The organism is Ruegeria sp. CDSA034 (assembly GCF_059612275.1).
The window spans coordinates 549,623-562,818 of record NZ_JBXWQH010000002.1; the positions used below are offsets into that span (position 1 = coordinate 549,623).

At 51.8% G+C, this 13,196-nt stretch carries 9 protein-coding genes; 3 read left to right on the forward strand and 6 right to left on the reverse strand.

What is annotated here, in order from left to right; all coding sequences use genetic code 11:
- Positions 1–49 precede the first annotated feature (49 nt).
- The 5 genes from AC2FLJ_RS06650 to AC2FLJ_RS06670 form a co-directional block, all read right to left on the reverse strand.
- Positions 50–1,105 (reverse strand): D-TA family PLP-dependent enzyme, encoded by a 1,056-nt coding sequence (locus AC2FLJ_RS06650; RefSeq protein WP_496704929.1) that lies wholly within the window; start codon positions 1,103–1,105, stop codon positions 50–52.
- Entirely contained in the window at positions 1,102–2,568 is a 1,467-nt protein-coding gene (locus AC2FLJ_RS06655) for a M81 family metallopeptidase (RefSeq protein WP_496704930.1), read from the reverse strand. The genes AC2FLJ_RS06650 and AC2FLJ_RS06655 overlap by 4 nt, the downstream gene beginning before the upstream one ends.
- Positions 2,569–2,656: 88 nt before the next feature.
- Positions 2,657–3,697: a TRAP transporter substrate-binding protein gene (locus AC2FLJ_RS06660; RefSeq protein WP_299888147.1), complete on the reverse strand. Its 1,041-nt coding sequence runs from the start codon at positions 3,695–3,697 to the stop codon at positions 2,657–2,659.
- A gap of 36 nt (positions 3,698–3,733) precedes the next feature.
- Positions 3,734–5,017 carry a TRAP transporter large permease gene (locus AC2FLJ_RS06665; RefSeq protein WP_282170036.1) on the reverse strand — a complete coding sequence of 428 codons (1,284 nt, stop codon included), beginning with the start codon at positions 5,015–5,017 and terminating at the stop codon, positions 3,734–3,736.
- Positions 5,014–5,463: a TRAP transporter small permease gene (locus tag AC2FLJ_RS06670; protein WP_496704931.1), complete on the reverse strand. Its 450-nt coding sequence runs from the start codon at positions 5,461–5,463 to the stop codon at positions 5,014–5,016. Before AC2FLJ_RS06670 ends, AC2FLJ_RS06665 begins: the two co-directional genes overlap by 4 nt.
- Before the next feature lie 332 nt (positions 5,464–5,795).
- On the opposite strand from AC2FLJ_RS06670, the gene AC2FLJ_RS06675 reads away from it, so the two are divergent.
- The 3 genes from AC2FLJ_RS06675 (at position 5,796) to AC2FLJ_RS06685 (ending at position 9,561) form a co-directional block, all read left to right on the forward strand.
- Positions 5,796–6,659, forward strand: coding sequence for a MurR/RpiR family transcriptional regulator (locus AC2FLJ_RS06675; RefSeq protein ID WP_496704932.1), 864 nt, complete (start codon positions 5,796–5,798; stop codon positions 6,657–6,659).
- Between the two features lie 1,128 nt (positions 6,660–7,787).
- Positions 7,788–8,972: an aminotransferase class I/II-fold pyridoxal phosphate-dependent enzyme gene (locus tag AC2FLJ_RS06680; RefSeq protein ID WP_496704933.1), complete on the forward strand. Its 1,185-nt coding sequence runs from the start codon at positions 7,788–7,790 to the stop codon at positions 8,970–8,972.
- 307 nt (positions 8,973–9,279) lie between these two features.
- Positions 9,280–9,561, forward strand: a complete 282-nt coding sequence (locus AC2FLJ_RS06685; RefSeq protein WP_282170040.1) for an HlyU family transcriptional regulator — start codon at positions 9,280–9,282, stop codon at positions 9,559–9,561.
- Between the two features lie 605 nt (positions 9,562–10,166).
- Here AC2FLJ_RS06685 and AC2FLJ_RS06690 read toward each other — a convergent pair.
- Positions 10,167–12,815 (reverse strand): AsmA family protein, encoded by a 2,649-nt coding sequence (locus AC2FLJ_RS06690; RefSeq protein ID WP_496704934.1) that lies wholly within the window; start codon positions 12,813–12,815, stop codon positions 10,167–10,169.
- Positions 12,816–13,196 lie beyond the last annotated feature (381 nt).

The following is a 13,196-nucleotide window of genomic DNA, read 5'->3' on the forward strand; positions in this document are numbered from 1 at the left end:
CTTGTTGATACCCGTCGCCGTCATCAGTCATTGGCGAAGTTTACGCTGTTTACTGAATCTTGCCCCGTGCTGCGACGGGCGCGGACCCCAGCGCAACGTCTCCGCGAATGGTTTCGATCTGATCCACCATATTGGTGACTACACAGGCATGGTTTGGAATGATCTGGATACGATCTCCGACCCTCAGATCGATTTTGGCAGCCTTCAGCACACCGTGTTCTTCTGATAGGCCCTGGACCAAAATGTCCGGTCTACCTAACACGTGTCCGTGGCCTTCCAATCCCAACAAGTCTGAAGTCAGCACTTTTGATCCCGCATCTATTACGGCACGATTGTCGGCAGGGACTGAGATCACCGTAGCAAGAACACTCAACGCACAATCCTCCCAGGTACAGATACCCCGTGCCTGTAATGAACGGTCGTTATAGATGTAGGTACCAATCCGATATTCTGTTGCAATCGGAACATCTTGGGCCTTCCACATGCCCGGTGAACCACCATGGGATACGACGTGTACTGGCAGCCCGATCTCTTCAATTTCATGTTTGGCCTTGGTGAGCCATTCTTGAACCTTCACCTCCTGTCCTACAGGCGGGTAGGTCATGAGACCAAGAAACGAGACGCCCGGCTGGGCATCGATGTAGCGCGCGAGGTCCCTTGCCTGCTCAGGTGTGGTTACGCCACATCGTTCCGCGCCCGTGTCACATTCAACCAACACTCCGAGCGGGTTAGGTGCATCCGCAAAAAACCGTGCTAAGCCGTCAACAATATCGGTGTTGTCCGCTACAACAGACAATCTCACCTTTTCCGAGAGGGCACGCAAACGAGCCAGCTTGGCCTTACCGAAGATGTTAAAGGTGATCAGCACATCATCAATGCCACCTTCGGCAATCATTGCCTCAGCCTCACTAATTTTCTGGCAGGTAATGCCAATGGCACCAGCCTCTAACTGCCGTCGAGCCAGCATGGGAAGTTTGTGTGTTTTGATGTGCGGTCGAACGCTAAGTCCGTGTTTCGCACAATACCCCTGAAAACGGTCGATGTTCGCCTCGGTGATATCCAGATCGACCAGGACAGCCGGTGTGTCGATATCGGGAAAAATCATTCCACAACCTCCTTGTGAGGGTTATTGACGATGGGCCAAATTGGACGTGTCAGGTTTTTGTAGGGTGTTTTGGTGGGATCATTCGGATAGGGGCCTTCGACGGCGGCATAGATAATTTTGGAAGCAACGTCGGAGAACGCGCCGTGGAAGTGGTTTGTGGACTTTACGACCAATATCTTCTTGTCGGTGATGTCGATGCCAAGGTTCGTGAACAGGTCTGGCGAAAATGCCTGACTTCGGTTTGAATTCAGAACAACCTCTATCCCACCCAAACGTATGACAGAGCAGTCCCCCATCGGAACAACGGATGCACCAAAACTCTGAACCGCATTGCGCTGGTTTCGAACCACCGTAACCGTAGCGTCAATTGGCTTCCCCGCCAGAGCTGATGTTTTACCGCCAAAGCGAAGGTCGAACACTGCGCCTTCACCGGCTGCATGGCAAAGGCGAACCGCCATAGGATCCCAAATCGTGCCGAATGCTACGGATGTGAGCTTCTGAGCAATAGCTTCCTCAATAATGAGCGTTGAATCCCCCGCTACGCCTCCACCGGGATTGTCCCAAACGTCCGCTACGACCACTGGCCCATGTATTGCTTTGTTTGCCTCTCTCAGTGCTGCACTGGGCGACAGGTAATTTGGCTTTGTCTGCCCGCGGAAGGAAAACAGTTCAGCCCCCAGTTTCTGAGCCAAGCAATCCGCCTTGGGCTGGTCATCGTCGGTCAGAACGACAATCTTAGCGCCAAGGTCCGGAGAATCTCCGGCCATAAATCCATGAATGACGGAAGCAGAGAGAACCTCGCCATTTGCTTCCATCTGCTTCAGTTGATCGACAAACCCGCGCATAGGTTCCTGACTGGTCGGCAGAATATCCAACATGCGCACGTCAAAAACCGAAGTGACGGGCCGGATTTCGCCCTTGATAGTTCGCAACGTCAGGTCGACACAGGCTTCTCCTGCTTCAACAAAATCAGTATGTGGAAACTCTTTAAACACAGTGATCACGTCAGCATTGGTTACTCGTCTGTCGCTGAGGTGGCTGTGAGGATCGAAGCTCGCTCCGATAACAGATTCCGGCCCGACAATTGCTCGAATTGCTTCGATCAAATCGCCTTCGCAATCCAGACAATCCTCGGAGATCATCGCCCCATGCAGACCTAGAACAACACCATCCAGAGGCATTGCAGCTGTCACCTGGTCCAGCACCTCTTGTTTCAACCGTGCCCATGTCTCGCGATTCAACAATCCGCCTGGCTCTGCCCATGTGGCGGTTCCCTCAATCAACTCCAGCTCATTCGACTGCGCCCTTTTCCTCAATGCAGGAAATACGGCACTGCAAAGCGTTGGGGTTTCGGGGTGCTTGCCGGGAGGTGCATAAAAGCTCTGCTCAAAATCGGAAAAGTCCGTGCGCAGGGGAGAAAAAGTGTTCGTTTCAGTTGCGAGGGACGCACAGAAGACCCGCATGTTCAATCCAATTTGTTGCTTGGGTCGGAGACCAAAAGTTGGCCTCCGACGAGTTGTGCTGCCAGTTGGTTCTAGCAGTCAGGGAGGATCAATCGAGGTAGGACGCGTTGTTGGCGTTCTCCACCGCAGCTTTGAAGCTTGTCAGTAGCTCTGCCGCCTTTTCATCCAGGTTCTCCTGAACATGTGCTTCAAATGCAGGCTGCGTTGCAGCTGCCATGGAGCTTCTCTGTTCGTCAGTTAGAGCAGTGACCTCAATCTGATCCATCAAACCCGCAAGGCCGCGATCTGACGCCTCAATGATACGCGACAAGCCACGGCTGGCCGTCACGCAGTTTTCGGCGGCTGTGCGGATCGTCGCTTGCTCTGCCTCTGACAGGCTTTCATAGAAGGCACGATTTATCATGAAGGTGTAGGGTGAGAACAAGTGATTGGTCAGCGTCATGTATTGCTGAACCTCTGCAAAATTAGCGAACGAAATGATCGGTACAGGATTCATCTGACCGTCAATCACTCCGGTTTGCAGCCCGGAATACACTTCACCCCAAGACAGTGGATAGGCTTCCGCACCCAACGCCTGAATAATCTTCTGATGTGACGGCAAGGTCATTGTGCGAATGCGAATGCCATCAAAATCCTTCAGGTCCGCGATGGGGCGTTGCGAGTTGGTTACCGCAAAGAAACCACCGGTGTCCGGGAAGCCCAGAACCACAACATCGCCCATCTCTGCCTCGATATCAGCGGCTAGCGCCTCACCGAATTCGCCATCAAAGACCTCGTAAGTTGATGCGTTGCCGTTAAAGGCAAAGGGCAGGTTTAGCACATCGATACGCGGGTAGTAGCTGGCCAACGCACCAGTTGAGGTCAAGGTTGCTTGAATGATCCCGTCCCGCATCTGTTGAACGTGTTCTGCTGCGGAGCCTAATTGGTTGGACCCGAAGACCTCAACCGAAACACTGCCATTGGTGCCTGAGTTAACAAGATTTGCAAATACTGCCGTGCAGGCATGAGCTGGGTTTTCAAACGGGTCAGTTTTGTTGTCGTGGCCAAATTTTATCACCCCACCTTCGGCCAATGCGCTGCCAGCAAGCATGGTCGCGGTCAGCGCCGCACCTGTCAGAATTTTTTTCATAATAGTTCTCCTGTTGGTTTGGTTTTTGTGGCGAAACTACTGGGCAAAGCCCAACATCCGGGGAAGCCAAAGCGCTGCGTTCTCCCAGAAAGCAAAGACGAAAAGGATCGCAATTTCTGCTATTAGAAACGGGAACAGTTTGATTGAAATCCGTTCCAGCTTTTCGCCGGTCACGGAGGACAGAACAAACAGGCAAGCACCCACCGGTGGCGTCATCAGTGAGATGTTCAGAGCCAGCACAAATATGATGCCGGCGTGGATCGGCTCCAGTCCGACTTGCTCTGTCAGCGGCACTAGGACAGGTGCAAGGATGATCAGAATGGCTGTGATGTCCATCACCATGCCCACAATCAGAAGCAAACCAATGATGATCGCGATTACGGCATACCGGTTGTCAGAAAGCCCAAGAACGGTTTCGGCAATCAGTTGCGGAATGCGTTCAAAGCTCATCCACCAACCAAGGATTCCGGCAAAGGCGATTATTACGAAGATTACCCCGGTGATACGCGCGGTACGCACAAGCATCGCGTAGAAACTTTTGAAGGTCAGGGAACGATAGACGAAAACCCCGATGAACATGGCATAGGCCACGGCAATCGATGCTGCCTCCGTCGGGGTGACGATACCGCCCAGGATGCCACCCAGAATGATCACAGGCATCGCCAGGGCGGTCAGAGAGGAAACGAACGTTTCCCAGATCTCGCGCGGGGTCGCTCCGCGCAACGCTTTGGGTAGGTTTTCCCGTTTGCCGCCAATTGCGATCACCGCCATGCAGACCATGCAGATCACCAGGCCTGGCAGAACTCCGGCCGCGAACAGGCCGGCAATGGAAACGCCCATTAGAGACCCGTAGACAACCATTAGCCCCGATGGCGGAATGGTCGGGCCGATGATGGACCCCGCGGCCGTGACCGCGCAGGCATAGTCGCGCTTGTAGCCCTCTTTCACCATTGCTGGCACAAGCGTCCGGCCAAAGGCCGCCGCGTCCGCTGTCGCCGAGCCTGTTAATCCGGCAAAGAACACTGACGCCAACATGTTAGTATGGGCCAGCCCACCCCGAAACCGTCCGACCAAAACCTGCGCAAGTTTCACCAAACGACTGGTGATCCCGATATCATTCATGATCTCACCGGCCAAAATGAAGAACGGCATGGCGAGAAAGGGAAAGATGTTGAGGCCGTTGAATATCTTACTGGGACCAATCGCAAGAAACTGCGTTCCTCCCATATCGATCAACCCAACAACGCCAGCAAGGCCAATAGCAAAACCAATAGGCATTCCAAACAGGATGAGTGCAACAAATACGATTGCGACAATCACAGTGTTTCCTCCGCCTTTACAGCAAAGGGCGGTTCGTCAATGTGCGTACCCAAGTCACGAAACAGGACAAGCATCAGCTGCACAGATGACAAGGCCGCTGCGACGGGAATGGCTGCGTAAAACGGAGCAAGGCTTGCCCCAAATATCATTGCCTGCCTTGGCGCTCCGCTTTCCACGAAACTGATACCAAAGAACGCAACATATAAAAATAAAGCCAACGCCAATACATCCATCGCGATAAGAAGAGTTCGCCGCAAGCGAATTGGGAGCATCATGACGAATGCCGTGAGACCGATGTGATCTCTGCGCGCAATACCAGATGAGACCGCGAGCAACGCGGCCCAGATCATCAGATAGCGGGCCAACACTTCTGGCCACGGAAGTTGCCAGTGAAAATAATAACGGTCAATTACGCCAAGCCAGACATCCAGAACCAGAGACAGCATCAAAGCTGCGACAATGCCTTCAACGACTGAATTTATCCTTGAACTTGCGCTGGCGAACCAGTCCGACATTCGTATTCCTCCCCAGGATCCGAATCTGTAACTTGGTTACACAATGCGTGATGCTTGATGAGATATCAACGAAAAAATGTAACTTAGTTTCGTTATGCGCCGCGAAGAGGGGATCTCACGACGAATTTCTTGCCCACATACATCAATGCATGTAACTAAGTTTCATGACCAGTCATAAGGAATCTACCGGCTTGCCGAACGAATCTCGCCCCATATCAGATGGTAGTGCCCCTCCACTTAAGGGCAGAATTGGAGCAGTCGATTTGATTCCGGCACTGCACAATTCAGAAACCAAACTGGCAGTTCAGGAGCAGAAGGTCGCCGATTATGTAAAGGACCACCTCAACGAAATCAGCGCCATGACCATCGGGGATCTCGCGCAACGCTGCTCGGTCAGCAAGCCAACCGTGGTTCGGTTCTGCCGCAGCCTCGGCTGCGAAGGATTTCGAGATTTCAAACTCCGCCTAGCCCAGAACGTCGCTGTCAGCGCACAATATCTGTATAGAAACGCCGATGACGAAAGCCCTGACGCAGATACCGCGATTGACCAAGTTCTTGGGGCTTTGTTTGCGACCCTGGATGTTATGCGCGGTCAAATCGATACGGCGAAACTCGAAGAAGCGAAGAACGCTTGCCTGGGTCGACGACAAATCCTGTTCTCAGGAATAGGCGGGGGCTCTTCGCTCGTCGCCCAGGAAGCTTCCAACCGGTTTTTTAGACTTGGGATTCCGTCATTCTTTGTAAATGACAGCTATGCTCTACAAATGCGTGCTGCCGCGCTCGGAACCGAAGACGTACTCTTCCTTGTTTCGGCGAGTGGTGAGGCCGACGCTATCGTAAGTGCGACCGAAGTCGCTAATGGTTATGGCGCGACCACAATCTGTATCACAAAGCCCAATACAAGGCTGTCCGACATATCTAAAATTGCTCTTCTCACGGAGTTGCCTGAGGACAGTGACATCTACAAGCCTACAGCCTCGCGATATGCCCACCTCGCCATTGTTGACGCATTAGCCATGACCGTGGCGCAAGAGATGACCGACGAAACGAAAGAGAATCTCCGGCGAATTCGCGCATCATTGACGGCTTACCACGGCAGAACCGGCCCACAGCCATTGGGCGATTAATCTATGTACGAATAGACGAGTACCCGACATTGCGCGATTGTTGAGAGCAAGGGCAGCGAACTGCCCCTGCTCGGTCGGATGTTCAGAATGGCACCCGGTGGTGCGAAGGCGGAGGGCGTTCAATCTGTGGCGGGAGGCCGACGTCCTCCCTAAGGTAATCCGGCAATTCAGCTAACTTGCGCAGAACCGGCCGTTCCCTGCCGGATTGCAAGGCAAATACAGCATCCAGCCGTAGCAAGAGGCCACGCGACCGTTTGAGGGGGATATATAGTGATAAGGTTGGCATTGTTCTCTCCATGAATGATGGAAAGCCGCCACGTGAAAAAACACAAAAAAGGCCGCTCACGAGGCGGCCTTCAGATCGGAAACCTGTCAGACCGCTTTAACGGGCTACTGCGCCTTCCGCGCGAAGCATTAAAGTCTGACGATTCAGCATATCTGATCTCTCCTTTGTCAGGGTTTCCAGTCCCGCAAGCTACCAGACGGGTAGCTTCGGTTCAACAACCTTTAAATGTTCTGGTCGAATTTCGCCGGATTTCGAACTAACGCTTATTTGCGTTGAAAAAGCGCTTTGTCCTGGTTGCCTCCATTTGCCACCCCAATGCGGCACGTCCGGCTGCTACGCTGTCGTTAGCCCGATTTGAGCCCTTACCTGCCGTTTCAGAGCTATGTGATCGCTACGTCTGCATTCGTCAGGTTCGGATCTCATTGCAGACATTTGACGCCCTTTTTGAGCTAGAACCACCGTTTGCGTCGGTTGAATTTGCAACAGGACGACCATCAGAAGTGAGTTTCACAAATGAGCCCTAGGCTTAATTGGAATTGGTGAACACATCCTTCAACCTAACAAAAACTCCCTGGCTATTTTCGAAAGGTTAGAGCTTCACCGGTCAAGATCGCCAAAGCGATGATGCCAAGTTTGTCCGGCAATGACCGTTACCGCTCAATGATATGGATGCCGGGTCCGAGACAAATATGGAATTGGTTTTTCGTCATTGGCTTCGAAGTCGCACAAGTTAAATAGCGAAAAAGGCTGCAAAATATTGTGGATCGGGTATCTATATGTTGTTCGACACACCAGTATTCCTTCTGTGCTCGCAATGCCGACATCTTAGTAGGGAGAGTTCAATGTCCATGACGGCCCGCCGTGCAAACACTGCTGCGCATTCCATCCAGAAAGTCGAAGCCTTCTTTACAACCTACAATGCTGCGGTGAAGGAAACGCCAGCTGTCGCAGATTTCACGTTTGGCAATCCCCACGAAATGCCTTTGCCCAGTGTCGTCGATGCGCTGAAGACCCACGCCGAACCTCAGAGTGTGGATTGGTTTGCGTATAAGACCAACGAAGCGGACCCCTGCGCGTTTCTGGCAGATGCCTTATCCAAAGAGTTGGGGCTTCCATTCGAGGCGGATGACATTGCGCTGACCAAAGGCGCTTTTGGGGCCATCAAGATGTGTTTCACCATGCTTCTTGAGCCCGGAGACGAATGCATCGTGCCGCTGCCGGGCTGGTTCTGCTATGGGCCAATGCTAGCCGCAGCCGATGCCAAAGAGGTTCAGGTGCCTCTGGATCCAGACAATTTTGACCTTGACCTGGAGGCTATTGCCAGCGCCATAACCTCTCGTACCAAAATCGTGGTTGTTAATACGCCGCACAACCCGACTGGTCGCATATACTCGCGTTCTGATCTGCAACAGCTTGCCGACCTGCTCGAGGCTAAGTCAGCTGAGATCGGTCATCGAATTTGGATATTGTCTGACGAACCCTACCGCCGCATTCGGTTCGACGGCATTGGCTTTACGACACCAGCAGCCGTCTATCCGCACACACTGATCGACTATTCTTACGGGAAAATTCTCCTCGCGCCCGGCCTGCGCCTTGGCTACCTTGCGATCTCACCAACCTTGCCTGCAGCGGAACGAAAAGAACTTCAGACTCTGCGGTTTGCCGTGCAGATGGCGGATGGTTGGAATGTCCCGGATGCTCCATTGATCTATGCGCTGCCGCACCTTGAAAACGTCTCAATCGACATTGCCGCCCTAGCTCGCCGACGCGAACGAATGCTTGGTGCTTTGGGTCAGTGGGGATACAGGATGACAAGGCCAGAAGGCACCTTTTATCTATGGGGGAGAGCCCCGGGCGGTGATAGCGATGCCTTTGCTGAATGTCTTCAAAAGCAAGGCGTTTATGTGATGCCAGGAACAGTTTTCGACCGCCCAACGGATTTTCGTATTTGCCTTACAGCTACTGACGAAATGATAGAAAACGCAATGCCTGCATTTCAGGCGGCCGCAAACCAAATGCTGAAATGAAGGCTGGAATCAGATCGAGTTAAAGGCATCTCGATTGTGTGACAGCTTTGTTGCGCATACCCGAAACCAAACGCTCCTTAGTGTTGACTTCGAATATACGCTACGAGTCCAGAGACGACTTAGGTGATGAGCGCAGCATTTGTCGTTCAGGGCGGCTTCCCGTATTGAGTGGGCGCACTCTAGCTTCCGGTAGACAGCGAGAGTGCAATTGGGTCGAGGAACCAGTGAATCGACCACACAGGGCACTTCAAACCCGCCCCGAGCAGCGTTAGTCTCCGATCCGAGCAACGCTGAAAGGAGCCGGTCCATGTCACTCTTCTCAAAACTCTTCGGCGGCGGAAAAAAGTCGGATCCTGAGCCGGTCGCATACAAAGGGTTCGACATCTTCCCCGACCTGATTGCCGAGGGTGGAAAGTACCGCCTTTCGGCACGTATCGAAAAGACAATCGATGGAGAGCGCAAAACTCATGCGATGGTCCGGGCGGATGTCTTTGACAGCCGGGATCAGGCCGAGAGCTTCAGCCTCACGAAGGCAAAGCAGGTGATTGATGAGCAAGGCGAATTCATTTTCGATTCAGGAAACCGGTAGCAGTTTAGACTACGACAAATTTAAGTTAGGTCAGGAAGCGAGTTTTAATGTGCGCTTCAACCGAAAAGGTCCAGTTGCTGAAAACAAAAAAGACGACGTGACAAAGACCCACGATCCAATGTTTCTGCGCGTGAGTTCTTCTGAGTTCACGCACACTAGTTCTCAACAATTACCCTATCAGCGTGCTTTCGAAATACCGGTTGCCGCGACATGCCCATATTCTTAAGAGGAGTTCTCTGACGAGGTATCGCCATGGAACAGTTTTTCTTGTGTATGAGCCATTCTAGCTATGGCGGGTGGTTTGCGGGTAGCTGGCTAATACCGTCAATTTCTTCAATCAAATCAGAGTGTCAGGCGACACATAGTTTTGCCACTCACGCTTAACTAAGCTATTGTTTTCGTTTTATCTTCCATTTCAATAGTGCACACGTTTTTCCATTTGCGTCTCAAAGGTCTTCCGTCGTGTCGGCTGAACTCCACGAGAGTTTCCATTCGCCTAGAGTGCGGAATACATCGAGAGAAAACCCAATGCAAAAAACGCTTGCAGAAAGCGATGTCATTCCGTTTGAACTTTAAAAGTGTTCTTTTATCGACTGCCTCCGCCACTACTGCAGTTGTAAAATGTCCGGAACGCAAAGTTTTCTTTTTGCTGGCATTTTGTCCGCACCATCCGATCGTTTCAGTCGTTTCGGACCGTCTTTGACCTTGATCTTCGGCTTTGCTAGTGGGCCCTTCAAGGTCACGGGCCAAGGGCTCTTCGAAAGTGGTTCGCCAATCTTGCGGGGCTGTAGATTTAAATCCAAAACCTTGCCGGCCACATCGACGCCGCCAAAGACGACAACTTGGACATGGTCTGTCTCCAATGTGGTTTGTTTCGTCGAAATACTTCCATTGGAAATACTAATCGGAGCACGCAAACATACGATTGGAGCAACCTTTTGTTTTTCTTTGGTAAACACCCAAGGTAGCACCCCTAGTCCTGCCAGATCTAAGAGCTGTGTCTCGATCGAACCGTCACGCATTGAAACTGTGGCGTTGCCGTTCATGCTGTTTGCAAAATGCTTGGGTGAATCGGTTCCGCCGGTCACCGAAAAATCTGCATAGATCGTACCGCTTGCGCCTTTTTTGAAGTTCAGGCTGTGAAGAATTTCATCCAGCTGCCAGCCGCCTGCCTTGCCGGTCAGCGTGAGCAGATGCGCGTCGTTCGATAAATCCATTTGCCCGGTGACGTCGAAATGAGCGCCTCCGTATTCAAATTTCAAAGGCCCAGCCTTAAGCTCATTCTTGTTGAGCGTCAGTTCGCTTTGCAAACTGCTGATGCCTTTGGCACCCTCTATGTGCCGAAGATCAATGTCGACATCCATATCCATACCGGACAAGAGAACTGAACGCCCAATAGGTTTAAGCGTCACATCAGTTAAAGGGCCAGTGTCACTTGCTTCTTGATTGACGTCTTCCTCGTTGGGCTCCGCACCGCCTAGCTTCCGCAACTGTGCAGCGGCCTGAATGATAGTTCGAATATGATCTATCTTTATTAGGTCACTCTCAATGGAACCCTTCAGCACAGGGTCACTTGTTGCATCATCAAGATCGGCGACAATTTCCAGGACAGATTCAGCAACTTCGACATTCGCATTCGCGTTCCAGTCGGTGCCTTCGCTAACGAGGTTGATTTCAAGGCGAGCCTGCCCGGTTTCCACACGTTCAAGCGATAGTGCCTCCAAAAGGTCCGCCCCGGATGGGACTGCGACGTCAATTGCCAAATCCAGGTCCTCGAATTTGAGTACATTCTTGACAGTGCCATGCACCTCAAGGTTCCAGACGTCCGTATCGCTTGTCTTTCCATCCAAGTTCGTCAGCGAAAGCTGATTGATGTCTCCGTTCAAATGGAAGTCACCAGAAAACCTGCCAAGCTGGTCGTCTGGTCCCAACAATTCTGGCGAGATCAAACTGGCGGCCGGAATATCCATTAGGCCTTCAGCTGATATGCCTTGCAACTGAAGCGCGTCATCGACCGAACCATTCAAAATGACAAACGGATCAGCAGGGTTCCCAATTCTAAGGTTGATGTTTCCGACTTTTAAGGCGCCTTCTGGTGTTCTGGAAAGCTCGGAGAACTTAATCGGGGGTGGGCCTTCGCCGGACGTGTCCAACGTGAAACCGTTGGTCTTAATGACCATTTGTCGCTGCGGTACCTGCCCGGGCACGCTGTCGATAACCATGTCGACCGCGATAAGTTTAAGATCATATCGCGATGCGGCAGGGGCTGGTTCAGCGTCTTCAGGGTACAACCGAATGCGGGTTGTCAACGATACGTCTTCCGGATTTCCCAATTCCCCGATCTGCCCCGTCAACGAAAGGCTTTGTCCGCCTTCCAATTCAGCCAATACAGATAGGTCGTCAATTCGTGCTACACCGTCGACTGATGTGAACGTTGCACCAATATTCCCTGTACCTTCCAAAACGCGATTGAGCTTCAAGATATCGAGAAGCTGGCCAAGTTCGGCAATCTCTACGGTCGTTGCCACTTGCAGACCGTTTTCTTGAGGGACTTCCTCGGCGACAATCGAAATCTGTTCGAAATTCATCGCCAACTGAAATGGGTCTTCTGCGGGGAATGTCGCGTTCAGATCAAACCTCTCTCCGTTCAGCGAACCGGCCCCGACTGCCGTCGCGACGTCGGTTTCCGTATCGCGCTTTAAAAGCAGCTCAGGAAGCTGCAGATCCAACTCAAGTCCGTTTAACTCGTTCTGATAAAGAATGGCGATATCAGTCAGATCAATTTTGCGGTCCGTTAGAATTCCGGCTAACAGCGGCGTCGGGGAATTTGCAGGTTTCCCGGCTTCGTCTTCCGTTTGGGAAATGGACTGCCAGTTTCCGAAGCCGTCTTTGTCTGTGATTAGGTTCAGATGAACACCTGAGAGCGAAAGACCACTCAGTGACAGTTTACTGTTCCAAAGGTCGCGCGCGGAAACTTCAAACTCGATCTCATCGATTGCTGCAAGTTTCACATCAGCATTCGGAGAACCGGGTAATTCCAGCCCTGCCGCTGACACCTGCAATTGCCGGCCAATACCCAGACGCACCTCATCTTCAATTCTAACCTCTTGGCCAAGTTTTTTGGAGATCAGATTTTCGACGAAAGTAGTCCTGACCGAGGAAAACAACGCAGAAGACAGGAAAAGCCAAGCTGCAAACACAGCGACAAACGCGACAGCGCAACAAATCAAAATACCTTTTGCAACGTATCGCACGTTCTTCTCCTAAAATTCCGATTCATCCAATGGGCAGCCTAGACCATTTAATCATCAAGTTAATGGAATATATGGTCGGTAAATGATCTGAACTCTGAATTACCTTGACCAAATTGCTGAATTTCTCGCCTATTTAGTCGAACCGCTAAGAAGCGGGTAAATGACAAACGTTCGGCTAGTGCTGCACGCCCGGTTACTAAACAGCTGGCTCGAAGAGAGTTTTACCAGCCAAAACGGATGCGCTGCATGAGCTTTGAACATGGCGGAACGACGTAAGCTTCAATCGACAGGCTGCCAAGTTCCTCGGATTTTCCATATTTATCTAATTACTGCTATGTGTGAATTCATCAAACGATGAGGGCATGATGAATTCACTAACCA